Here is a 22,931-nt window from a genome sequence, read left to right on the forward strand (position 1 = left end):
GTCACCGCCTCCTCGTCTCCGGAAATCTCCGTACGGCCTCGTCGTAGCGCTTGGCCTCGACGTCGCTCAGTTCGCGGGCGGAGAGGACGTCCCAGTCGTTGTCGGTCCCGTCGGCCTCGGCCAGCAGCACGGCCACCCGGCGTCCGCGAGCGGTGGTGGCGTACACCACCATCACGTCGTCACCCAGGTGGCGGATGACCCGTCGGCTGCTGTGCAGCGCCTCCCAGACTTCCCCCGCCGTGACGTCGTAGACCCTCAGGTTGGCCAGCGCCTCGTCGGTGAAGCTGAACCTGCTGCCCACGCCGGCGAGCGTACCACGCACGTAACACGTCTGGTGCTCGCGACGAACCTCGCCGGTCGCCCGGTCCGAGTGACAGGATGGGGGTGACCCCCCGAGGAGGTACACGGTGAAGCGTCAGGCGTACCGGCCGATTCTCATCACCGATGCCTCCCGCAGTCAGGACGACCAGCTGACCAGCCGGCAGCGGCGGTATGTCGCGATGATGGGCGTCCGGGTGGCCTGCGTCATCGTCGGCGCGATCCTGGTCGGTGCGAAGGCGCCGCTGCTCTGGCTCTGGCTGCCCATGGTCGCGCTGGGCATGGTGCTCATCCCGTGGATCGCGGTGCTGCTGGCCAACGACCGGCCACCGAAGGAGCAGCACCGGCTGACCAACCGGTTCTCGTCGCGCCCGGCCACCGAGGCCGAGCCGCCGCCGATGAGCCTCAGCGCCGAAGAACGGCCACACCGGGTCATCGACGCCGAGCCCTGACCGGACCGGCCGGTCCGCAGCCTCCTGGCCGTCCAGGTCGGTCCCCGCCTCGACCGGTCCGGTCCCGGCCTGGTGGCCGGGAGCGGTCGTTCAACGGACCGGGCGTGCGCCGATCTGGGAGACCGCCGCCGCGCCGAGGTCGGTGGCCCGGTCCAGCGCGGCCTCCGGCGACGCCCCGGCCAGCCAGGCCGCCAGCAGCCCGGCCGCGAAGGCGTCGCCGGCCCCGGTCACGTCGAGCACCGCCACCCGGCGGGCCGGCGAGGCGGCCACGGTGGCGTCCCGGTCGACCCAGGTCGCGCCGGCACCGCCGCGCTTCACCACGACCCGGTGGGCCGAGGCGACCAGCGCCCTGCCCTGGGCCAGCGGGTCCAGCCCGCCGGCCAGCACCGTGGCCTCGTCGGCGTTGACCAGCAGCAGGTCGACCTCGCGTACCCAGGTCAGGAACGCCGCCGGCCCGACCGAGCGCAGCGGGGCAGCCGAGGCCGCGTCGACGCTGGTGGTGAGGCCACGCTCGCGGGCGGCGGCCAGCGCGCGCAGGCCGGCCGGTCGGGAGTCGGCGTCCAGCAGGGTGTACCCGGACAGGTGCAGGTGCGCCGCGTCCGGCGTACCGGCCAGCGCCGCGTCGACCTGCCCGGGGCGCAGCCGGACATTCGCCCCGCGCTCGGTGACCATGGTGCGTTCGTCGCCGGCGGTGAGCACGATGACCGTGCCGGTGGCGCAGCCGGCGACCCTCTCCACCACGCAGTCGACGCCGACGGCGGTCAGCTCCGCGACCCGGTCCCGTCCTGCGGCGTCGTCGCCGACCGCGCCGACCAGGGTGACCGGCACGCCCTGTGCGGCGAGCCAGGACGCGGTGTTGGCGGCCTGGCCGCCCCCGGTGAACCCGATGGCGGCCGGCGTGTCCGAACCACTGGCCAGCGGTCCGGCCAGTACCGCCACCACGTCGGTGATCACATCGCCGACGACCAGTACGCGACCGGTACCGCTCACCTGGCGGCTTCGCCGCGACGGTCGGCGGCGGCGACCGCGATCCGGGCGGCGAGGTCGGCGTTGCGCAGGATGATCCGGACGTTGACCGCGAGGCTGGCACCCTCGGTGGCGGAGTGGAAGTGGGACAGCAGGTACGGCGTGACGCCCTTGCCGGTCACCCCGTCGCGCTCCAGCAACGCCAGCCCCTCGACGAGCGTGCGGTCGTGCAGGCCGGGATCGAGCTGCTCGTCGGTGGGCAGCGGGTTGGCGATGATCAACCCGCCGTGGTGCACACCGTGCTGCACCCGGGCGGCCAGCGCGGCGGCGATCTGCTCCGGCGAGTCGAGCGACCAGTCCAGGTCGAAGCCGCTGTCGGTGATGAAGAAGCCCGGGAACCGGCGGGTGCGGTAGCCGACCACGGCCACCCCGAGGGTCTCCAACCGTTCCAGGGTGGCGCCCACGTCGAGGATCGACTTGACCCCGGCACAGACCACCGCGATCGGAGTCCTGGCCAGGGTGACCAGGTCAGCCGACTCGTCGAAGGTCTGCGCGGCCTCCCGGTGCACCCCGCCCAGCCCGCCGGTGGCGAATACGCCGATGCCGGCCGTGGCGGCCACGGCGCTGGTCGCGGCCACGGTGGTGGCGCCGTCCGCGCCGGCTGCGGCGGCCACCGCGAGATCGCGGACGGAGAGCTTGGTCACACCGTCGGCGGTTGCCAGCCGGGTCAGCTCGGCGTCGTCGAGGCCCACCACGAGCTCACCGGCGACCATGCCGATGGTGGCCGGCACCGCGCCGGCGTCCCGGACGGCCTGCTCGATCTGCCGGGCCACCCGGAGGTTGTCCGGCCGGGGCAGACCGTGCGAAACAATGGTGCTCTCCAGAGCGACCACGGGACGATGCTCGCGCAACGCCCGGGCCACCTCGGTGCCGTAGCGAAGGTGAAAGTCGGTCACAATCGCTCACCGTACGCTCGCCACCCGGGCCACCTCAGGTGGACCGGGTCAGCGTGACCTGCCAAACTTGTCCGTCGGAGGTGCAGACGTGAGTACACAGATCCTCGAGAGCCCGGAGCTGAAGGACGCCGACACCGGTCCGGAGATGTTCCACTACGTCCGGAAGGAAAAGATCGCCGAGAGTGCGGTCATGGGCACCTTCGTGGTGGCGCTCTGCGGGGAGACCTTCCCGGTGACGAAAACCCCCAAACCGGGATCGCCGGTCTGCCCGAAGTGCAAGGAGATCTTCGACTCGTACAAGGAGTGACGGGAACGGCCAGCACGGCCGTCCACGTAACCTGCGGCGGTGACCACCTCCACCGCCCTGCTCCTGGCCGACCTGGCCGGTGTCGCGGTCTTCGCCGCCTCGGGTGCCTCCGCGGCGGTGGCCAAGCGGCTCGACCTGTTCGGGGTGGTCTTCGTCGGCTTCGTCGCCGCTCTCGGCGGCGGGATCATCCGCGACCTGGTGATCGACGAGGTACCGCCACTGGCGTTCGCCGACTGGCGCTACGCGACCACCGCTGCCCTGACCGCCGCAGCGGTCTTCTGGCTGCACCCGCAGTTCGCCCGGCTGCGTACCACCGTGCTGGTGCTGGACTCGGCCGGACTCGGCCTGTTCACCGTCACCGGCACCCTCAAGGCACTCGACGCCCAGGTGCCGGCGGTGGGTGCCTGCCTGATCGGCATGATCACCGCCATCGGTGGCGGGCTCGGCCGAGACCTGCTGACCGCCGAGATCCCGGTGGTGCTGCGGCGGGAGATCTACGCCGTTGCCGCGCTGATCGGCTCGATCGGGGTGGTGGTCCTCAACGTCCTCGGGCACACCGGTCCGGTTCCGCTGACCGCCGCGGTGCTGCTGGTCTTCGGTATCCGCCTGGTGGCCCTGCGTCGGCGCTGGTCGGCGCCGGTGGCCACGCCGCCTCCGCCGGGTACCGGCGCCGCCGGGTCGCCACGGTGAATCCCGCCTCGCGTCACGGCGGGCAGTGGTGAGTGGCGTTCGGTGACCGGGTGTGGCGTCGCGTGGGCGCGATGGCCGGTCCTGGTTATGCTGAGTCGGCCTTCGCGGCTCGTTGCGCGGAGGCGTTTTCGTGGGGCGGCTACCCGTGCCCCTCGGCCCGGGTCCGCCGGCCCGCGGTCGGGACAACGTGTGGTCGGAGAGGAGCGAACGCGTGGCAGCCCGGACGCCGGCGCTCGAGACGTTCCCGCCCCTGCGCGCCTGGCAGCGCAAGGCTCTGGTGGAGTACCTGCGTCGCCGCAGCGACGACTTCACCGCAGTCGCCACCCCCGGCGCCGGCAAGACCACCTTCGCCCTGCGGATCGCCGCCGAACTGCTCGCCGACGGCAGCGTCGAGGCGGTCACCGTGGTCGCGCCGACCGAGCATCTGAAGACCCAGTGGGCCGAGTCGGCGGCCCGGGTCGGCATCCAACTCGACGCCGCGTTTCGCAACGCCGACGTGCACTCCGCGGCGGACTTCCACGGTGCCGTGGTCACGTACGCGCAGGTCGGGATGGCCCCGCACGTGCACCGGCGGCGCACCATGACCCGGCGCACCCTGGTCATCCTGGACGAGATCCATCACGCCGGCGACTCACGGACCTGGGGCGACGGGGTGAAGGCGGCCTTCGAGCCCGCGGTACGCCGACTGATGCTGACCGGTACGCCGTTCCGTTCCGACGACAACCCGATCCCGTTCGTCAGCTACGAGCGGGGCTCCGACGGCCTGCTGCGTTCCCGGGCCGACTCGGTGTACGGCTACAGCGACGCGCTGCGCGACGGCGTGGTGCGGCCGGTGCTGTTCCTGGCGTACTCCGGGGAGACTCGATGGCGCACCAACGCCGGCGAGGAGTTGGCGGCCCGGCTGGGTGAGCCGATGACGCAGGACCTCGTCGCCCAGGCCTGGCGTACCGCGCTGGACCCGGCCGGCGACTGGATGCCGCAGGTGCTGCGGGCGGCCGACGCCCGGCTGACGGTGCTGCGCGAGGCGGGCATGCCCGACGCGGGTGGGTTGGTCATCGCCAGCGATCAGCAGACGGCTCGCTCGTACGCCAAGCTCATCGAGCAGGTGACGGGAGAGAAGGCGGCGGTCGTGCTCTCCGACGACGTGGGCGCCTCGGCCCGGATCGCGACGTTCGGGGCCTCCCAGCAGCGTTGGCTGGTCGCGGTGCGGATGGTGTCCGAAGGCGTCGACATCCCCCGGCTGGCCGTCGGCGTCTACGCCACCAGCGCCAGCACCCCGCTGTACTTCGCGCAGGCGATCGGGCGGTTTGTCCGGGCCCGGCGGCCAGGGGAGACCGCCTCGGTCTTCGTGCCCAGCGTGCCGCATCTGCTCGGGTTGGCCAGCGAGATGGAGGTCGAGCGGGATCACGTGCTCGGCAAGCCGTCCGACCGCGAGGGCTTCGACGACGACCTGCTGGAGCGCGCCCAGCGCGACGACCAGGCCAGTGGCGAGTTGGAGAAGCGGTTCACCGCGCTCTCCGCCACCGCCGAGCTGGACCAGGTGATCTTCGACGGCGCCTCCTTCGGCACCGCGGCGCAGGCCGGCACGCCCGAGGAGGAGGAGTACCTGGGCCTGCCCGGGCTGCTCACCTCGGAACAGGTGGCCGCGCTGCTGTCCAAGCGCCAGGCTGATCAACTCGCTGCGCAGCGACGTCGGGTCGCGGAACGGTCGGGGGTGCCGGCGGCGCCGACCGTCGCCCCACCGGCGCCGATGAGCGCCGCGCAGCGCCGGGTCGCACTGCGGCGTCAGCTCAACGCTCTGGTGGCGGCTCGGCACCACCGTACCGGCCAGCCGCACGGCAAGATCCACGCCGAGCTGCGTCGACTCTGCGGCGGCCCGCCGAGCGCTCAGGCCACCATCGAGCAGCTCGAGGAACGCATCGCCACCGTGCAGACGCTCTGAACCCGGCAAGCCACGTCCGTCCCGGCCGGCCCACCAGCCCCACCGTGCGCCCGTGTGTCGCGGTGCGGCGCTGCGCAGATCCGGTTGGCGCCGGTGGCATCCGCCATGCCGCCTGCCGCCGCTGAGCGGCCCGCAGGGGCGGTTGACGGGCTCCCGGCCACCCGGGTGTGCCCAGGCACGTAAAAGCCGGCCGGAGACATCCTGGGGATGTCTCCGGCCGGCTGTGTCGAGTTGTTGCTGATCCCTCAGTTGGCCATCAGGTCAGCGCCGCGCCAGGCGAACTCCGGGTCGGCCGCGTAGCGCACGGTGATCTTGACGAGATCCTCCGCGTACTTGTTGGCATGGTGTCCACAGAACACCAGCTCGCTGCCACCCGACAGGGTGATCCGGAGCTTGCCGGCGGCATTGCAGCGGTCGCACCGTTCATCGGCGGCCGGGGGGCTCACCGTCTCGGGCGGCGGCGTGAGGGTCGGGGTCATCGCCTTCCTCCTCTGGTCGTCACCGATGAACACTCTCTTCGGTCGTGGTCACCTATCGTGCAACACCCTTGTCGGTCCTCGCCTTCCCTGTGTGCCCGCGGGGGACCGAGGTCACACATGGCAGGGACAGTGTGCCGTGCAACCAGGGTGCCACGTCAACGATCACATTCGTGCAACCACCTGATCACCAACCGACGTTGCACGCCAGGTGGTCAAAACGGCACGTTCAGTTGACGGATGCTGATCAGTCGAGGTAGTCCCGGAGCACCTGGGAACGGGACGGGTGCCGCAGCTTGGACATCGTCTTGGACTCGATCTGCCGGATCCGCTCGCGCGTCACACCGTAGACCTGCCCGATCTCGTCCAGCGTACGCGGCTGCCCGTCGGTCAACCCGAAGCGCAGGCGTACCACGCCCGCCTCACGCTCGGACAACGTCTGTAGAACCTGCTGGAGCTGGTCCTGAAGCAGGGAGAAGGAAACCGCGTCGACCGCGACGACCGCCTCCGAGTCCTCGATGAAGTCGCCGAGCTGACTGTCGCCCTCGTCGCCGATGGTCTGGTCGAGCGAGATGGGCTCCCGGGCGTACTGCTGGATCTCCAGCACCTTCTCCGGTGTGATGTCCATCTCCTTGGCCAGCTCCTCCGGCGTGGGCTCGCGGCCCAGGTCCTGGAGCAGCTCGCGCTGTATCCGGCCCAGCTTGTTGATCACCTCGACCATGTGTACCGGGATGCGGATGGTGCGGGCCTGGTCGGCCATGGCGCGGGTGATGGCCTGGCGGATCCACCAGGTGGCGTAGGTGGAGAACTTGTAGCCCTTGGTGTAGTCGAATTTTTCGACGGCGCGGATGAGGCCGAGGTTGCCTTCCTGGATGAGGTCGAGGAAGGCCATGCCGCGGCCGGTGTACCGCTTGGCGAGGGACACGACCAGGCGGAGGTTGGCCTCCAGCAGGTGGTTCTTGGCGCGCTCACCGTCGCGGGAGATCCACAGCAGGTCGCGCTGCATCTCCCGGACGAGCTTCTCCTCGCCCTCGTCGGCCGCCCGCAGACGCTCGGCGGCGTAGAGCCCCGCCTCGATCCGCTTGGCCAGCTCCACCTCCTGCTCGGCGTTGAGCAGGGGAACCTTGCCGATCTGCTTCAGGTATGCCCGAACCGAGTCCGCGGAGGCGGTCAACTCGGCGTCCCGGCGCGCCTGCTTGAGCGCCTCGGACTCCTCGTCGTCCCACTCGAAGTCGTTGTCCGTGGCGGAGCTGGCGGCGTCGGCCGCAGCCGCCCGGGCCAGCTCGGCCGGCTCCTCGACCACCACGTCCTCGATCTCGGCGGCGAGCTCCTCGGGATTCACCTCACCCTCGGCGACCTCGCCCGGCTTGGCGGGCTTGCCCGCGCCGGTCGCGGCGGCCACCGTGGCCTTGGTGGCGCGGGTGGACCTCTTGGCCGGGGCGGCGGCCTTGGCGGCCACCTCCGCAGTGGTTCCGGTGGCCTTGCGCGAGGTTGCCTTGCGCGGAGCCGGAGCCGGCGCCTCCTCGGCCGAGGGGGCCTGCTTCGGAGCCGGCGCGGCCGCCTTCTTGGTGGTCTTGGCGGTGGTGGCCCGGGACGCCGGAGTCGCGGAGCGCGCGGCGGCCACCCGCCGGCGCGTGCTGGCCGAGCCGTCGACCACGACGGTCACCCCGGCCTCGGAGAGCGCCCGCAGGATCTTCTTGGCCTGGGCCGGAGTCACCTCGGCGGACTCGACGGTACGCGCGAGCTGGGCCGACGTGAGCTGGCCGCCGGCGCTCTGCGCGTGGGCGATCAGGGTGTCGGTGAGCGAGCGAACGTCGGCGCCGGTCTGGCGGGGTTCTGTCACGAATGACCTTCCGGAGGCGAAGAGCGAGCACGGCCGGGTCGTCCGGCGCAGCGTGGCGCACCGTGCCGGGCGATGTGTTTGAGGAACCCCCGTGTCCCGGCCCGTCCGTCGTGTGGCGGTCCGTGGCGCGTGGGCAGGGGTGAATTGTAACGCCGTCTGCCGCGATCATCCTGCGCCGCACGGCTGATCGGTGGTCGGGACCGCCGATTCGGTGCACTTTTGGACTTTGAAAGGATGATACCCGCGCGGAACCCGGATACCCGGCCGTGCGGGAAGGGGACCGATGATGGACCGCTCGGCGCCATCGCCGCGGGAACTGCTGGAGCTCGCGATCGACGTGGCGCGGGGCGCGGCGACCACCGCGTACCGGATGTGGGCCGAGGGTGTTTCGGTCACCGCGACCAAGAGCACGGTCACCGACGTGGTGACCGCGGCCGACCGGGCCGTGGAGCGCCAGATCACCGATGAGCTGCGGCGGCAGCGGCCGGACGACGCCGTCCTGGGCGAGGAGTACGGCGCGGCGGAGCGGGGCGACGGCCTGGCCCGGGTGCGGTGGATCGTGGATCCGATCGACGGCACCGTCAACTATCTCTACGGGCTGGCGCACTGCGGGGTGTCGATCGCCGCGGAGGTGGGCGGCGAGGTGGTGGCGGGAGTGGTGCGCAACATCCACACCGGCGAGGAGTGGACCGCCACCGCCGGCGGTGGCGCCTGGCGCGACGGGCAGCGCCTCCGGTGCTCCACCGAGACCGACCTCGGCCAGGCGCTGGTGGTCACCGGATTCGGCTACGCCCCGGCCCGCCGCGCCCACCAGGCCCGGGTGCTGACCGAACTGATCCCGCACGTGCGGGACATCCGGCGGCTCGGCGCCGCCGCCGTCGACCTGTGCCTGGTCGCCGAGGGGCGGGCCGACGCCTACTACGAGAAGGGCCTGGCCGCCTGGGACCAGGCGGCCGGTGGTCTGGTGGCCAGCGAGGCCGGCGTGCGGGTCGGTGGGCTCAAGGGGCTGGCGGCCGGGCCGGACATGGTCATCGCCGCGCCGGCGGCGCTCTTCGCCCCGCTGCACGATCGCCTGGCCGCGCTGGACGCCTCCGGCGGCCCCTGACCGCCCACCTCGACCGGTCAGTCTTCGATCGGCATGGGGCAGGTACCCGGCGGGGCGACCGGGGCACCGAGGTCGCCGAGCGACTGGTTGACCTCGGTGGTGGTGGCCAGTTGCTGGAAGCCGCCGCCCAGCACCACGTCGACCACGTCGTCCTCGCGCTTGACGTCGTACTCGTACTCGGCGTTGTCCAGGAAGTAGGCCCGCAGCAGGTGCGCCGAGCTGACCCCCTTGGGGCCGTAGCGCAGCACCGCCACGTCGTCGATCTGCTTCTTCTGGGTGGCTTCCTTCTTCACCTGGAAGTTCCGGTTGCGGAAGTCGTCTGCGACGGTGCCGGCCAGGCCGGGTCGGTCGGTGGCGTTCAGCACATTGATCTTGACGTCCTTCGACTCCCGCAGGGTCACGTCGGCGCGCGGCCAGTCCGACGGGCAGCCCTCGCCCGAGCCGGCGTTACTCTGGGTGTCCTTGACCAGGGCGACGACCACGAAGACCAGGGCGACCACCGCAAGCCCGCCGACGACAACGAGTGCTCGCACTCGCGCAAAACTCATCAGGGCACTCCCGGACAATGATGGGTGGCGGCGGCCGGCGGCCGTCCCGCCGGCCGTCAGGTACGCCGCTGAGGTTAACGGGTGTCCGACCGTCGCGTGGAAACAGTCCGACATGCCGGCGCGCCATCCGAGAACCGGGTAGTACTACCCCTATCTTCGTGTCGCCTGAGTCACATTGGGAACAACTTCACGTGCAGGGGCGTACATCTCAGCCACGAGGGCGGTATACATGCCTCGCCCAAAGGGGGGGTAGGGTTCCGCGCTCACCGGGGAGATCCTCTGGCGGACTGACCCGAACGGTCGTCGGGTCAGTTGGCCGACACAAGCGGTGGCCGGCCAGCGGAACCGAAACAGCGTCGTCCGGCGTTACAACCGGAAGCGACAACATCGAAATGGGAGAGTGAAACCGATGGCCACCGACTACGACGCCCCGCGCCGCGACGAGGTCGACCTCGGCGAGGACAGCCTGGAAGAGCTCAAGGCCCGGCGCGTCGACTCTCAGTCGGGCGCCGTGGACGTCGACGAGGCCGAAGTGGCTGAGAGCTTCGAGCTGCCCGGCGCCGACCTTGCCGACGAAGAGTTGACGGTCAAGGTGCTACCGATGCAGCAGGACGAGTTCCGCTGCGCCCGTTGCTTCCTGGTGCACCACCGTAGCCAGTTGGCGGTCGAGCGCAACGGCGAGCTGATCTGCCGCGAGTGCGTCTGACCGACAGGAAGACAACACCACCACGGCGGCGGCTCCCGAGTGGAGCCGCCGCTGCCCGGCTCAACGAGCGCCGCGCCGCCCGACCTGGTTGACTCGTTAGCCATGAGCGAGCGCAGCGGAGTGCTGGCATGAGCGAACGCGGCGAGCAGGCGGGTGAGCTGGGCGAGACGGTCGCCGCGCTGACCGCCGACGACATCGAGCCGGCGAAACGGCGCCAACTACTCGGCCGGCTGGTCGGTCAGGCCCGTGCCCGGGGGATCGGCGACCTGTTCAAGCCGAAGGCGGCGGTGCGCTGGATGGTGGACACGGTCGCCGAGATAGCCCCGCACGTGCCGATCCGCGACCTGGCCACCCTGCGCCGGCACTTCCCCGGACTGGACGGCGAGGATCTGGCCGACCGGCTGGTGCGCAACGCGTCCCGGGCCACAGCGGGAATCGGAGCGGCCGGTGGCGGTGCCTCGGCGGTGCAGTGGACGGTCACCCCGAGCCTGCTCTCCGCGCCGGTGCTGCTCGCCGCCGAGACGGTCGCCGTGGTGGCGATCGAGCTGAAGCTGACCGGTGAGCTGCACGAGATCTACGGCGCTCCGCTGCCCGCCGCGGGCAGTCAGCGGACGGTCTCTCTGGTGCAGGCCTGGGCGAACCAGCGTGGTGTCAACCCGATGATGCCCGGTGTGGGGGTGGGCGCGGTGCTCGGCACGGCGGCCCGCCACGAACTGCGGGACACGCTGCTCAAGCGATTCGGTCGGAACCTGACCACGCTGGGACCGTTCCTGACCGGCGCCGCGGTGGCGAGCTACCTGAATCGTCGGGCCACCCGGACGCTGGCCGACCAGCTCCGCACCGACCTGCGCCGGCAGCGGCGCGGCCTGCCCGGCGTGCCGCCCGCGCTGCCCGGCAGCCCGCCAGCCCTACCCGGACCCCCCGGAGCACCCTGACCGGCCGCTCCCGGCGGGCTCAGCGGGCGGGGAGGGTACTCAGCGGGCCGGGCTGGATCAGCCTGCCGCGTCGCGGGCGCTCAGTAGGGCGTCGGCCAGCTCGACCGGGTGCCGGGAGCTGACCACCCAGAACGGGGTGGGATCGGCCGGGTCGTTGAGGACCACCTGGACGGCACCGCCGATCCAGGGCCGCTGGACGACGAATGCCAGTGGATCCGCCCCGACGCCGAGTACCTCGCGCCGCCCGTCGACATCCAGCGGGACGGCGTCGGCGATGAACCGCACGGGCAGCCGGGCGTCGTCGACCCGCAGCTCGCCGTCGGTCACCGCGACCCGGATCCGGCCCAGCCAGGCCAGCCCGGCGACGGTGGCTGGCAGCAGCACCGCGAACGGCAACCAGGCCCGCACACCGGCGCCGCCCATCCATACCTCCACCGCGAGCAGGGTGGCGGCGGCGAGCCCCGCGAGCCACAGCCACCAGGGCAGCCGCATCCGCTCGGTATATCCCGAGGTCGCCGTGGTGGACGAGGGAGACCGTGGCTTGCTCACTCGTGCCAGGGTACGGCGCGGCGCGGCCCGGGTACCGGGCAGGATGACAGGGTCACCCACAGCGGAACGGACGAAAGAGGGAAACCGTGACCGACCTGGTGCCCGTGCCGGTCCGACGGCTCGACCCCGAGCTGCCGGTGCCGGCGTACGCCCATCCCGGTGACGCCGGTGCCGACCTGGTGGCCGCCGCCGACGTGGAGTTGTCGCCCGGCGGCCGGGCGCTGGTCCCGACCGGCGTGGCGATCGCGCTGCCCGACGGGTACGTGGGCCTGGTCCATCCCCGATCGGGGCTTGCGGCCAGACTCGGCGTGACGGTGCTCAACGCGCCCGGTACGGTCGACGCCGGCTACCGGGGTGAGATCCTGGTCAACCTGATCAACCATGATCGGGCCGTGCCGGTGAAGATCGCCAGGGGTGACCGGATCGCGCAGCTCATTGTGCAGCGGGTGGAACGGGCGGTCTTCCAGCCGGTGGCCGAGCTGCCCGCGTCCGGACGCGGGACCGGCGGGCACGGCTCCACCGGCGGACACGCCGGACTGGTGCCGCCGGCGGTCACGGACGGCGCGGACGGACGAGATGGCACCGTGAGTGCGAACAGCGGAGGGTGGACGCAGTGATCTTCTCCCGAAAGCGGGCCGCGGGACGGCACGCCCGTGACGAACGGGCCAGCGAGGCGCCCGAGACCGTTGAGGGCGCCGAGCCGACCCCGGCGCGCGGGCCGTACGACGTTACCGAGGCGCCCGACGGCGTGCAGCGGCTCGATCTGGGCAGCCTGCAGATCCCGGCGGTGCCCGACGTCGAGGTGCGGGTGCAGGCCGACCAGCAGGGCGTGATCCAGCAGGTCGTGCTGGTGCACGGGCAGAGCGCCCTGCAGCTCGGCGTCTTCGCCGCCCCGCGCTCCGAGGGCATCTGGGACGAGGTACGCGAGGAGATTCGCCAGTCACTGTTCACCGACGGTGCCGCCGCGCAGGAGGTCCTCGGCGAGTACGGCCCGGAGCTGCATGCCCGGGTGCGTACCGAGGACGGCCTGACCGACCTGCGCTTCGTCGGGGTGGACGGGCCGCGGTGGATGGTCCGCGCGGTGTACCAGGGTGCGGCGGCCACCGATCCCGCCGCCGCCGGTCCGCTGGCCGTGTGCCTGGACGGGCTGGTCGTCGACCGGGGTGCGGAGGCCAAGCCGGTGCGTGAACCGCTGCCGCTGCGGCTGCCGCGCGAGATGGGCGAGCAGGCCGAGCAGGCCGGGCAGGCTGAGCAGGCCGGCATCGCGTCCGCGCCCGGTGCGCGCTGAGACCGCAATTTCCGGTGCGCCGGGACGGACCCGTCGGGCGTACGCTGGGCGGGTGTTGTCCCGGTGCCACCGGAGGCGACGGGTGTCGGCGCCAGCCGGCCGGCGTGGAGAGGTGACGCGGAGGTCATGACCACCGACGAGGGTCGGGGTTCGCTGCGGCGGATGCTGCGCCGGCTCACCGCGAGCGAGGCCGAGATCGAGGCGCAGCAGCTGCAGCGGGAGAGCGCCCGGTGCGGCGCGAAGCCGGTGCTGCAGTGCGCGCGCGGGCAGCTGGTCTCGGTCAGCGGCCGGCTGCGTACCGTCGTCTACACGCCGCGGATCAACCTGCCGGCGCTGGAGGCGGATCTCTACGACGGCAGTGACGTCGTGACGCTGGTCTGGTTGGGCCGGCGGCACATCGTGGGCATCGAACCGGGCCGGCACCTGACCGCCAGGGGGCGGATCGCGGTGCGCGACGACCGCAAGGTGATCTACAACCCGTACTACGAGTTGGAGCCGTCGAAGTGAACCTGCGGATCTGGCATTTTCTGGACGGCGGGCGATGACCACCGGACAGCAGCCGGCCACCCAGCCGGAGACCGGGCCGGCGGACGAGGAGCGGCTGCCCACCGTCGCCGAGCAGATGGCCGATCAGCTCGGCGGCTGGCGGGGTCTGGCCGAGTCCAGCATCCCGGTGGTGGTCTTCGTGATCGCCAACATCCTCGGCGAGCTGCGGCCCGCGGTGATCGCGTCGGTGGCGGTGGCGGTGCTGATCGGCGGGCTGCGGCTGGCCCAGCGGCGGCCGGTACGGCACGCGGTCAACGGGCTGTTCGGCATCGGGGTCGGCGCCGCCATCGCCTGGCGTACCGGCGACGCGCGCGACTTCTACCTCCCCGGGATCCTCTACGGCATCGGCTACGGGCTGGCTCTGCTGGTCTCGGCGGCGGTTCGGCAGCCGCTGGTCGGCTGGATCTGGTCGGTGCTGGTCGCCAAGGGCAGCGCCGAATGGCGCGACGATCCCAAGCTGGTCCGGGTCTTCACGAGGCTGACCGTGCTGTGGGGCGTGGTGTGGTTGGCCAAGGTGGGCGTGCAGGCCGCGATCTACCTGGCGGCCCGCCGGTTCGATCAACTCGGCGACGAGGCGGCGGCCGCTGACATGGAGACCGCACTCGGGATAGCCCGGCTGGCCCTGGGCTACCCGCCGTACGTGCTGCTGCTGCTGATCACGGTCTGGACGGTGCGACGGGTGACCCGCCAGCGCGAGGTGGAGCCGCCGACGAGCTGAACCACCGCCGACGGCGACCGGACGGCTGCCTTTCGGACCAGCCGGTTCAGCGCGACTCGCGGGTGCGCTCGACGCTGTCCGGGCCGAGCACCACCGCCCGTACGGCGTCCTCCGCCTCGGCGGTGCAGACGAAGACCAGCTCGTCGCCGGCCTCGATCGGGTCGTCCGGGCTGGGCACCATCACCCGCTTGCCGCGCAGGATCGCCACCAGTGCGGTGTCCCGGGGCAGCGGTACCTCGCGCAGTGCCCGCCCGACGTACGGCGCGGTCGGCGGAAGGGTGATCTCGACCAGGTTGGCCTCGCCCTGTCGGAAGGTCATCAGGCGTACCAGGTCACCGACCGTCACCGCCTCCTCGACCAGTGCGGCCATCACGCGTGGCTTGCTGACCGCCACGTCCACGCCCCACTGCTCGGTGAACAGCCATTCGTTCTCGGCCCGGTTTACCCGGGCGACCACCCGGGCCACCGCGAACTCGGTCTTGGCCAGCAGCGAGACCACGAGGTTGACCTTGTCGTCGCCGGTGGCGGCGACCACCACGTCGCAGTCGGCCAGTTCGGCCTCCTCCAGGCTGGCCAGCTCGCAGGCGTCGGCCAGAACCCACTCGGCGTCCGGCACCCGGTCCGGCCGCAGCATCCGGGGCTGCCGCTCGATGAGGAGCACCTGGTGGCCGTTCTCGATCAGCTCCTGGGCGATGGAGCGACCCACGTTGCCGGCGCCGGCAATGGCAACCCGCATGATCACTGCCCTCCTTCCGGCGTCGCCGCCACCGCAGTGACCCGGTTCACCAGGTCGTCGGTGACCAGCATGAACACCTGGTCGCCCTCCTGGACCACAGTGCCGGCGGTGGGCAGCGTGCCGATGCCGAAGCGGATCAGGTAGGCCACCCGGGTGCCGGTGGCCTCCTCCAGGGCCCGCACCGGCCGGCCGATCCAGTCCTTGTGCACCGGCACCTCGACGATCGACACGGTGCTGGTCGAGTCGCGGAAGATCTCCACGTTGCCCTCGGGCAGCAGGTGCCGCAGCATCCGGTCGGCGGTCCAGCGGACGGTGGCCACGGTGGGGATGCCCAGTCGCTCGTAGACCTGCGCGCGGCGCTGGTCGTAGATGCGGGCTGCCACGCGGGACACACCGAACGTCTCACGGGCCAGCCGGGCCGAGATGATATTGGAGTTGTCCCCGCTGGAGACGGCGGCGAAGGCGTCCGCCCGCTCGATGCCGGCCTGACGCAGCACGTCGCCGTCGAAACCGGCCCCGGTGACCGTCGTCCCGGCGAAGTCGGGCCGCAGCCGGCGGAAGGAGTCGGCGTCCTGGTCGATGACGGCAACCGAGTGCCCCCGGGCCTCCAGGTTGTCCGCCAAAGTCGAGCCGACCCGGCCACATCCCATGATCACGACATGCACGCTGCCTCCCACGGTGCGTACCGCTGCGCCTCGTCGCCTGCGAGCCTGCCACGTCGGGACCGCGGACGGGGACCGACGGTACTCCGGCGGTGGATCCGCCCGCAGCCGGCCACCCCACGTGCGACCCGGAGGTGGACGTACGCTTTGCCGTTGTGGCCAGATCCACCTCCCTGCTGAAGCGGCTGCTCGTCGGTCGACCGTTCCGGTCCGACCGGCTCAAGCACACCCTCCTGCCGAAGCGCATCGCCCTGCCCGTCTTCGCCTCGGACGCGCTGTCGAGCGTGGCGTACGCGCCGGACGAGATCCTGCTGATGCTCTCCATCGCGGGCGCCTCGGCCTTCGTCTTCTCGCCGTGGGTGGCCCTTGCGGTCGTCGTGGTGATGCTGACCGTGGTGGCCAGCTATCGGCAGAACGTGCACGCCTACCCCTCGGGGGGCGGTGACTACGAGGTGGCCACGGTGAACCTCGGCCCGCGCGCCGGCGTGGGGGTGGCGAGCGCGCTGCTGGTCGACTACGTGCTGACGGTCGCCGTGTCGGTCTCCTCCGGGGTGGCCAACCTCGGCTCCGTGATCCCCTTCGTGGCGACGCACAAGGTGCTCATCGCGGTCACCGCCGTAGTGCTGCTGACCGCGGTGAACCTGCGCGGCCTCAAGGAGGCGGGCAGCGCGTTCGCCATCCCCACCTACGGCTTCATGATCGTCATCATCGGCATGATCCTCACCGGGCTGGTCCGGGTCGTCGTGCTCGGCGAGGACCTGCGCGCCCCCAGCGCCGACCTGGTCATCGCCGCCGAGTGGCACGACACGAGCGGCTGGGCGATGGCGTTCCTGCTGCTGCGCAGCTTCTCCTCCGGCTGCGCCGCGCTCACCGGCGTGGAGGCGATCTCCAACGGGGTGCCCGCCTTCAAGGCGCCGAAGAGCCGCAACGCCGCCACCACCCTGCTGATGCTCGGTCTGGTCTCGGTGACGATGCTGGTCGGCATCGTCTGGTTGGCCCGGCTCACCGGGCTGCAGTTCGTCGAGAATCCGGGCCTGCAGATCGTCTCCGGACCGGACGGGTACGTGCAGAAGACGGTCACCGCCCAGCTCGGCGAAACGATCTTCGGGTCCGGCTCGGTGTTGCTCTTCCTGGTCGTCGGGGTGACCGCCACGATCCTCTTCGTGGCCGCCAACACGGCGTTCACCGGTTTCCCCGTCCTCGGCTCGATCCTCGCCCAGGACCGCTACCTGCCGCGGCAGCTGCACACCCGGGGTGACCGGCTCGCCTTCTCCAACGGCATCATCTTCCTGGCCGCCTTCGCGATCCTGCTGATCGTCGGCTTCCAGGCCGAGGTGACCAAGCTCATCCAGCTCTACATCGTGGGCGTCTTCGTCTCGTTCACCCTCTCCCAGGCGGGGATGATCCGGCACTGGAACCGGCGGCTCCGTACCGAGCGGGACCCGCTGGTCCGTCGCCGGATGGTCCGGTCCCGCGCCATCAACACCTTCGGCATGGCGATGACCGGCGCGGTGCTGGTCATCGTGTTGATCACCAAGTTCCTGCTCGGCGCCTGGATCGCCATCGTGGCGATGGGCTTGATCTACGTGCTGATGCTGGCCATCCGTCGGCACTACGACCGGGTCGCCGTTGAACTGGCCCCGGACGACGGTCGGCCGGTGCTGCCGGCCCGTAACCACGCGATCGTGCTGGTCAGCAAACTGCATCAGCCGACCCTGCGGGCGGTGGCGTACGCCCAGGCCACCCGGCCGGACACGCTCACCGCGGTGACCGTGAACGTCGACGATCACGACACCCGGCAGTTGCAGACCGACTGGGATCGCCGTGACGTGCCGATCCCGCTCACCGTGATCGACTCGCCGTACCGGGAGATCACCCGCCCGATCCTGAACTACGTGGCCGGCGTCCGTCGGGACTCGCCGCGCGACGTGGTCACCGTCTTCATCCCCGAGTACGTCGTCGGACGCTGGTGGGAGAACCTGCTGCACAACCAGAGCGCGCTGCGGCTGAAGGGCCGGCTGCTGTTCGAGCCGGGGGTGATGGTGACCAGCGTGCCGTGGCAGCTCGCCTCGACGGCGGGCAAGGACCTCGACCGGATGGACGCCACCCTCACGCGAGGGCTGGTCCGAGGGCCCCGGGCGGCCCCGCGCAGCACCCCGTCACCGACCGATGCGCCGGCGAGCTCCGCCCCGCCCGAGCAGAGCCCACCATCCAACGAGGAGCAGCGGTGAGCGGGGGCCAGCGGTGAGCGACGGGGCGGCGGCGGTGAGCGGGGGCGCGGCGGTGAGGGGCGACGAGCGGGGGCCAGCGGTGAGCGGAGCGGCGGCGGTGAGCGGGGGAGCAGCGGTGAGCGGGGGAGCAGCGGTGACTGGCGGCGCGGCGGTGAGCGGTGGCCTGGAGGAGGCCCAGCGGGTCGAGCTGACCGTGGCGGCGGTCGCCCCCGGTGGGCACTGCGTGGCCCGGGTGGACGGCCAGGTGGTCTTCGTCCGGCACGCCCTGCCCGGCGAGCGGGTGCTGGCCGAGGTGACCGAGGTGCACCGGGGGTTCGTGCGGGCCGACGCGGTGAGCGTGCTGGAGGCCGCCCCGGACCGGGTCACCCCGCCCTGCCCGTACGCCCGGCCGGGTCGCTGCGGCGGCTGCGATCTGCAACACGTCGCCCCGCCGGCCCAGCTCGATTGGAAGGCCAAGGTCGTCCGCGAACAGCTCGTTCGACTCGGCGGCCTCGACGAGACCGAGTGCGACGCGCTGGGCGTCCGGGTCGAGCCGCTGCCGGGCGGCCCGCTCGGCTGGCGCTCCCGGGTCCGCTACGCGGTCGACGCGGCGGGCCGGGCCGGGCTGCTCAAGCACCGCTCGCACGAGGTGGTACCGGTCGACCGCTGCCTGATCGCCCACCCGGCCATCCAGGACCTGCCGGTGCTCACCTCCGCCGGGGTCACCTGGCCGGACGCCGAGGCGGTGGAGGCCGTCGCCTCCACCGGCGGGGACGTGGCGGTGACCGCGGTGGCGGCCGGGCGTACCGAAGTGGTGAGCGGCCCGGATCAGGTCCGGGAACGGGCCGCGGGCCGGGATTGGTCGCTGCCCGCCTCGTCCTTCTGGCAGGTCCATCCCGCCGCGGCGGACACCCTGGTCGCGGCGGTGCTGGAGTTGACCGACCCGCAGCCGGGGGAGATCGCCTGGGATCTCTACGGCGGGGCGGGCCTGTTCGCCGCCGCGCTGGCCGGCCGGGTCGGTGCCGGCGGTCGGATCACCCTGGTCGAGGCCGCCGCCGACGGCGTCGCCGCCGCCCGCGAGAACCTGCGGGACCTGCCGGTGGTGGAGGTGGTGGCGGCCCGGGTGGAGACCGCGCTGACCCGTCGACGGATCACCGGACCGGTCGACGTGGTGGTGCTCGACCCGCCCCGGTCGGGGGCCGGCGCCCGGGTGGTGCGCGACGTGGTGGCCGCCGGGCCACGCGCCGTGGCGTACGTGGCCTGCGACCCGGCCGCGTTCGCCCGGGACGTCCGGGTCTTCACCGGCCTGGGCTGGCGGCTGGCGGAGCTACGCGGCTACGACCTGTTTCCGATGACCCAGCACGTGGAGCTTGTCGGTCTGCTGCTGCCGGGCTGACCTGGCGCTCAGCGGCGAGGCCGCGGTGACCGGGGTGCGGGCTGCGCGAGGGCCGATAGACTCTGCCCTCATGAGTGTTGAAGAGGACACGGCCAAACACGGCCGGCTGCTGGCCACGGTGCACGGTCCCCAGGACGTCAAGCGGATGTCCGCCACCGAACTGGACATCCTCGCCGCCGAGATCCGCGACTTCCTGATCGCCAAGGTGTCGCGTACCGGCGGGCACATCGGCCCGAACCTGGGCGTGGTGGAGCTCACCCTCGCGCTGCACCGGGTCTTCGACTCTCCCCGTGACCGGCTGCTCTTCGACACCGGTCACCAGGCGTACGTCCACAAGATCATCACCGGCCGTCAGCAGGGCTTCGACCAGCTGAAACAGCGCGGTGGGCTCTCTGGCTACCCCAGCCAGGCCGAGAGCGAACACGACATCATCGAGAACTCGCACGCCTCGACCGCCCTGTCGTACGCCGACGGGCTGGCCAAGGCGTACGCGCTGCGCGGCGAGTCGCGCAGCGTCGTCGCTCTGGTCGGTGACGGCGCGCTCACCGGTGGCATGTGCTGGGAGGCGCTGAACAACATCGCCGCCACCAGCAACCCACTCGTGATCGTGGTCAACGACAACGGCCGTTCGTACGCGCCGACCATCGGCGGGCTCGCCGACCACCTCTCCACCCTGCGGTTGAACCCGGGGTACGAGAAGGTCCTCGACGCCGTGAAGGACGCCCTCGGCTCGACCCCGCTGGTCGGCAAGCCGATGTACGAGGTGCTGCACGCGGTCAAGAAGGGCGTCAAGGACGCGGTCGCCCCGCAGGCGATGTTCGAGGACCTGGGCATCAAGTACGTCGGCCCGGTCGACGGGCACGACGTCGCCGCCGTCGAGGTGGCGCTGCGCGCGGCGAAGAACTTCGGCGGCCCGGTGATCGTGCACGCGGTCACCCGCAAGGGCTACGGCTACCGTCCCGCCGAGGAGGACGAGGCGGACTGTTTCCACGGCCCCGGCGCGTTCGACATCGCCACCGGCAAGTCCACCGCCGCGCCCTCGGTGAAGTGGACCCACGTCTTCGCCGACGAGCTGGTCGCGATCGCCGACGAGCGGCCCGACGTGGTCGGCATCACCGCCGCCATGGCCGAGCCGACCGGCATCGCGAAGCTGGCCCACAAGTATCCGGAGCGCACCTACGACGTGGGCATCGCCGAGCAGCACGCCGCCACCTCGGCCGCCGGGCTGGCGCTAGGCGGGCTGCACCCGGTCGTGGCGGTCTACGCCACCTTCCTGAACCGGGCCTTCGACCAGGTCCTGCTGGACGTGGCGATGCACAAGCTGCCGGTCACCTTCGTGCTTGACCGGGCCGGCATCACCGGCCCCGACGGGCCGAGCCACTACGGCATCTGGGACATGTCGGTCTTCGGGGTGGTGCCGGGTCTGCGGATCGCCGCGCCCCGGGACGCCGCCACGCTGCGCGAGGAGCTGCGCGAGGCGGTCGCCGTCGACGACGGCCCGACGGTGGTCCGCTTCCCGACCGGTACGGTCATCGCGGACCTGCCCGCCGTGCGCCGGGTCGGGCCGGTCGACGTGCTGGTGGAGTCGACGCGTACCGACGTGCTGCTGGTCGCGGTCGGCGCCTTCGGGCAGCTCGGCGTGGAGGTCGCCGCCCGGCTGGCCGAGCAGGGCTACGGGGTCACCGTGGTCGACCCGCGCTGGGTCCGCCCCGTCCCCGCCGAGCTGGTGGAGTTGGCCGCCGGCCACCGGATGGTGGTCACGGTCGAGGACGGCGTCCGGGTCGGCGGCGTCGGCGACGCCCTTGCCCAGGCGATGCGCGACGCCGGCGTCTGGGTGCCGCTGCGGGATCTGGGCGTGCCGGCCGACTGGCACCCGCACGGCTCCCGCAACCAGATCCTGGCCGACCTCGGGCTGACCGCCCAGGACGTGGCCCGCGACGTCACCGGTTGGATCTCCCGCCTCGACGCCGACTCCGTCGAGCCGCCCACCCTGACCCCCAACACCCCCACCCCCAACTAACACCCCCACCAAAGCCCTCCCCCCCCGGGCGTGCCCGGGCAACACCGGAACCCCTGACGCAGGGTCACCGCCGCCGCACCACGTCGATCATGCAGTTGTGGTCGTTCTTAAGTGACGAATGCACCCGTTGTGAGGGGCCACAACTGCATGATCGCGGGAGGTGGGGGGTGGGGGGGGTGGGGGGTTAGCGGCGGGGGGAGCCGGCGGAGCGGTAGTGGGTCTTCTCGTCGGCGGCGAGGCTGAAGGTCTCGCTGCGTTCGGGGAGGGGAGCCACCACCAGGCCCGGACGGTCGACCAGGCGGGTCGTGTTCGGTGGCACCGACAACGTGGTGTCCTTGGTGGAGCGCCAGCTCAGCACGACCAGCGACTGACCCGGCACCGGCAGTTCGTAGACCTGCAGCGGGTTGGTCCGGTCGGCGGGGGAGAGCACCACCGGGCCCGCATCGGCAGGGCGGTAGACGACGGCGCTCATCGTGCCGTCGGCGGTCTCCCAGGTGAGCTGCTCCAACTCGGCCGGCTCGCCGCCACCGAGGGCAAGTTCGCCGAGCGTACGCACCGCCACCTTCGCCTTCGGCCAGGAGGCCGGCACCGACTGCGGGACGTCCCGGTCGCCGACGCGCCGGGAGATGCTGCCGAACGGGCCGTCCTCACCGGCCAGCGCGCAGGTGTCGAGATCTGTCAGCGCACGCCGGCCGGAGCCGCTCTCGTCGCGGACCAGTGGGTAGCGGGGGCCGGCGGTGCCGGTGCCGAGGTCGAGCAGCCGGTCGGCGGCGCGACCGCGGGGCAGCGACTCGGTGGACCGCAGGGTGGCGGTCAACGTCACCGCCCGGCACTGCGGCACGTCGACCTGTTCGGTCAGCCCGTCGGTGCCGGACACGGTGCGGCCGTCCGGTCCGACCAGCCGTCGGACCCGCTCGGAGGTGAGGTACCGCCGCCCTGCCGAGGTCTGCACCGGCAGCACGTCGGAGTAGACCAGGTAGCCCGGATCGGTGTACTCGGTGGAGTGGCTGACCACGTACCGGTCGCCGTCGCGGGTGAGTTGGAGCAGCCACGAGGCGGACTCACCGGGTACCGAGGCGGCGACCAGGGCCAGCGGGACGCCGTCGACCTCGCCGGAGAAGAGGATGCCCGACGAGGGTAGGTGCACCCGGTCGTCCACCGGCGAACGCCAGTCCCGGACCGCCTCGGTCACGGCGGCCGTGGCCGCGGCGTCCTCGGCCAGCGAGCCACGTGGCGGCCAGACGGTCAGCGAGCCGTCCATGCTGTCGTAGCCGACCCGCAGGTCCCGTGGCTCGCGCTCGGCGACCGGCCCGCAGGCGGTGGCGGCGACCAGCAGGGCAGACAGGCCGGTGGCGGTCAAGCCGCGCCAGCGGACTGGAGCCACCTGTTACGCCCCCGATCGAGTCGGTCGTCGTGTCGGAGGGCAATAGTACGAGACGTCCGGACGGTGGTTCGCGCCGCCTTACGCTGCGTCGTGTCGGCCGTACACCGGCCACAAGGGACGACGAGTTGACTTTGGGGCTATTACCCTACTCGGGTAGACTCCGCCGACTGTGACGCCT

The 22,931-nt window shown here is 72.0% G+C and carries 24 protein-coding genes; 14 read left to right on the forward strand and 10 right to left on the reverse strand.

What is annotated here, in order from left to right; translation table 11 throughout:
* Position 1 precedes the first annotated feature (1 nt).
* Positions 2-301: a hypothetical protein gene (locus tag BMY89_RS01805; RefSeq protein WP_092375356.1), complete on the reverse strand. Its 300-nt coding sequence runs from the start codon at positions 299-301 to the stop codon at positions 2-4.
* A gap of 106 nt (positions 302-407) precedes the next feature.
* Here BMY89_RS01805 and BMY89_RS01810 point away from each other — a divergent pair, with 106 nt between their 5' ends.
* The gene (locus BMY89_RS01810) at positions 408-770 is read left to right on the forward strand and encodes a DUF3099 domain-containing protein (protein ID WP_092373892.1); all 363 of its coding nucleotides are present in this window, start codon (positions 408-410) and stop codon (positions 768-770) included.
* A 90-nt stretch (positions 771-860) separates the two neighbouring features.
* Here the strand turns inward: BMY89_RS01810 and BMY89_RS01815 are convergent, their stop codons facing one another.
* Together BMY89_RS01815 and BMY89_RS01820 are read right to left on the reverse strand one after the other, a co-directional pair.
* Positions 861-1,760: a carbohydrate kinase family protein gene (locus BMY89_RS01815; protein WP_092373894.1), complete on the reverse strand. Its 900-nt coding sequence runs from the start codon at positions 1,758-1,760 to the stop codon at positions 861-863.
* Entirely contained in the window at positions 1,757-2,692 is a 936-nt protein-coding gene (locus BMY89_RS01820) for a pseudouridine-5'-phosphate glycosidase (RefSeq protein WP_092373896.1), read from the reverse strand. Before BMY89_RS01820 ends, BMY89_RS01815 begins: the two co-directional genes overlap by 4 nt.
* An 88-nt stretch (positions 2,693-2,780) precedes the next feature.
* Between BMY89_RS01820 and BMY89_RS01825 the strand changes: the two genes are divergently transcribed.
* The 3 genes from BMY89_RS01825 to BMY89_RS01835 all read left to right on the forward strand — a co-directional run bounded on the left by BMY89_RS01825 (position 2,781) and on the right by BMY89_RS01835 (position 5,631).
* Positions 2,781-2,999 carry a DUF3039 domain-containing protein gene (locus tag BMY89_RS01825; RefSeq protein WP_092373898.1) on the forward strand — a complete coding sequence of 73 codons (219 nt, stop codon included), beginning with the start codon at positions 2,781-2,783 and terminating at the stop codon, positions 2,997-2,999.
* A gap of 39 nt (positions 3,000-3,038) precedes the next feature.
* Complete coding sequence (locus BMY89_RS01830) at positions 3,039-3,689, forward strand: trimeric intracellular cation channel family protein (RefSeq protein WP_092373900.1); 651 nt, start codon at positions 3,039-3,041, stop codon at positions 3,687-3,689.
* Between the two features lie 211 nt (positions 3,690-3,900).
* The gene (locus BMY89_RS01835; protein ID WP_092373902.1) at positions 3,901-5,631 is read left to right on the forward strand and encodes a DEAD/DEAH box helicase; all 1,731 of its coding nucleotides are present in this window, start codon (positions 3,901-3,903) and stop codon (positions 5,629-5,631) included.
* Between the two features lie 245 nt (positions 5,632-5,876).
* Here the strand turns inward: BMY89_RS01835 and BMY89_RS01840 are convergent, their stop codons facing one another.
* Positions 5,877-6,110, reverse strand: a complete 234-nt coding sequence (locus BMY89_RS01840) for a DUF7455 domain-containing protein (protein WP_092373904.1) — start codon at positions 6,108-6,110, stop codon at positions 5,877-5,879.
* Between the two features lie 244 nt (positions 6,111-6,354).
* Positions 6,355-7,950, reverse strand: coding sequence for an RNA polymerase sigma factor (locus BMY89_RS01845; RefSeq protein WP_092373906.1), 1,596 nt, complete (start codon positions 7,948-7,950; stop codon positions 6,355-6,357).
* A 286-nt stretch (positions 7,951-8,236) separates the two neighbouring features.
* Here BMY89_RS01845 and BMY89_RS01850 point away from each other — a divergent pair, with 286 nt between their 5' ends.
* Entirely contained in the window at positions 8,237-9,055 is an 819-nt protein-coding gene (locus BMY89_RS01850) for an inositol monophosphatase family protein (protein ID WP_092373908.1), read from the forward strand.
* 17 nt (positions 9,056-9,072) lie between these two features.
* Here the strand turns inward: BMY89_RS01850 and BMY89_RS01855 are convergent, their stop codons facing one another.
* Positions 9,073-9,588, reverse strand: a complete 516-nt coding sequence (locus BMY89_RS01855) for a LytR C-terminal domain-containing protein (protein ID WP_175510287.1) — start codon at positions 9,586-9,588, stop codon at positions 9,073-9,075.
* A gap of 424 nt (positions 9,589-10,012) precedes the next feature.
* On the opposite strand from BMY89_RS01855, the gene BMY89_RS01860 reads away from it, so the two are divergent.
* Together BMY89_RS01860 and BMY89_RS01865 are read left to right on the forward strand one after the other, a co-directional pair.
* Complete coding sequence (locus BMY89_RS01860; RefSeq protein WP_007075406.1) at positions 10,013-10,309, forward strand: DUF4193 domain-containing protein; 297 nt, start codon at positions 10,013-10,015, stop codon at positions 10,307-10,309.
* A gap of 128 nt (positions 10,310-10,437) precedes the next feature.
* On the forward strand, positions 10,438-11,244 hold the full coding sequence (locus BMY89_RS01865; protein ID WP_092373912.1) for a hypothetical protein: 807 nt from the start codon (positions 10,438-10,440) through the stop codon (positions 11,242-11,244).
* A 57-nt stretch (positions 11,245-11,301) separates the two neighbouring features.
* On the opposite strand, the gene BMY89_RS01870 is transcribed toward BMY89_RS01865, so the two are convergent.
* Positions 11,302-11,736: a DUF3093 domain-containing protein gene (locus BMY89_RS01870; RefSeq protein WP_175510288.1), complete on the reverse strand. Its 435-nt coding sequence runs from the start codon at positions 11,734-11,736 to the stop codon at positions 11,302-11,304.
* Positions 11,737-11,879: 143 nt separating this feature from the next.
* Here BMY89_RS01870 and dut point away from each other — a divergent pair, with 143 nt between their 5' ends.
* The 4 genes from dut (at position 11,880) to BMY89_RS01890 (ending at position 14,345) form a co-directional block, all read left to right on the forward strand.
* Positions 11,880-12,410: a dUTP diphosphatase gene (gene dut / locus BMY89_RS01875; protein ID WP_092373914.1), complete on the forward strand. Its 531-nt coding sequence runs from the start codon at positions 11,880-11,882 to the stop codon at positions 12,408-12,410.
* A complete protein-coding gene (locus tag BMY89_RS01880; RefSeq protein WP_092375362.1) occupies positions 12,407-13,081 on the forward strand; it encodes a DUF3710 domain-containing protein in 675 nt (224 codons plus the stop codon). The genes dut and BMY89_RS01880 overlap by 4 nt, the downstream gene beginning before the upstream one ends.
* Positions 13,082-13,207: 126 nt before the next feature.
* A complete protein-coding gene (locus BMY89_RS01885) occupies positions 13,208-13,588 on the forward strand; it encodes an OB-fold nucleic acid binding domain-containing protein (protein WP_092373916.1) in 381 nt (126 codons plus the stop codon).
* A gap of 34 nt (positions 13,589-13,622) precedes the next feature.
* Positions 13,623-14,345 carry a DUF3159 domain-containing protein gene (locus BMY89_RS01890; RefSeq protein WP_092373918.1) on the forward strand — a complete coding sequence of 241 codons (723 nt, stop codon included), beginning with the start codon at positions 13,623-13,625 and terminating at the stop codon, positions 14,343-14,345.
* A 46-nt stretch (positions 14,346-14,391) separates the two neighbouring features.
* Here BMY89_RS01890 and BMY89_RS01895 read toward each other — a convergent pair whose 3' ends face one another.
* Both BMY89_RS01895 and BMY89_RS01900 read right to left on the reverse strand, forming a co-directional pair.
* Positions 14,392-15,087: a potassium channel family protein gene (locus BMY89_RS01895; protein WP_092373920.1), complete on the reverse strand. Its 696-nt coding sequence runs from the start codon at positions 15,085-15,087 to the stop codon at positions 14,392-14,394.
* The gene (locus BMY89_RS01900) at positions 15,084-15,746 is read right to left on the reverse strand and encodes a potassium channel family protein (RefSeq protein WP_092373922.1); all 663 of its coding nucleotides are present in this window, start codon (positions 15,744-15,746) and stop codon (positions 15,084-15,086) included. The genes BMY89_RS01895 and BMY89_RS01900 overlap by 4 nt, the downstream gene beginning before the upstream one ends.
* Positions 15,747-15,898: 152 nt before the next feature.
* Here BMY89_RS01900 and BMY89_RS01905 point away from each other — a divergent pair, with 152 nt between their 5' ends.
* From BMY89_RS01905 to dxs, 3 genes are all read left to right on the forward strand, one after another.
* Positions 15,899-17,974 carry an APC family permease gene (locus BMY89_RS01905; protein ID WP_092373924.1) on the forward strand — a complete coding sequence of 692 codons (2,076 nt, stop codon included), beginning with the start codon at positions 15,899-15,901 and terminating at the stop codon, positions 17,972-17,974.
* A 115-nt stretch (positions 17,975-18,089) separates the two neighbouring features.
* Positions 18,090-19,349: a class I SAM-dependent RNA methyltransferase gene (locus BMY89_RS01910; protein WP_232521001.1), complete on the forward strand. Its 1,260-nt coding sequence runs from the start codon at positions 18,090-18,092 to the stop codon at positions 19,347-19,349.
* Between the two features lie 70 nt (positions 19,350-19,419).
* The gene (gene dxs / locus BMY89_RS01915) at positions 19,420-21,369 is read left to right on the forward strand and encodes a 1-deoxy-D-xylulose-5-phosphate synthase (protein WP_092373926.1); all 1,950 of its coding nucleotides are present in this window, start codon (positions 19,420-19,422) and stop codon (positions 21,367-21,369) included.
* A 184-nt stretch (positions 21,370-21,553) separates the two neighbouring features.
* Here the strand turns inward: dxs and BMY89_RS01920 are convergent, their stop codons facing one another.
* A complete protein-coding gene (locus BMY89_RS01920) occupies positions 21,554-22,753 on the reverse strand; it encodes a hypothetical protein (RefSeq protein WP_092373928.1) in 1,200 nt (399 codons plus the stop codon).
* Positions 22,754-22,931 lie beyond the last annotated feature (178 nt).

The sequence above is a fragment of the Micromonospora phaseoli genome (assembly GCF_900109115.1).
Classification (GTDB): domain Bacteria; phylum Actinomycetota; class Actinomycetes; order Mycobacteriales; family Micromonosporaceae; genus Micromonospora; species Micromonospora phaseoli.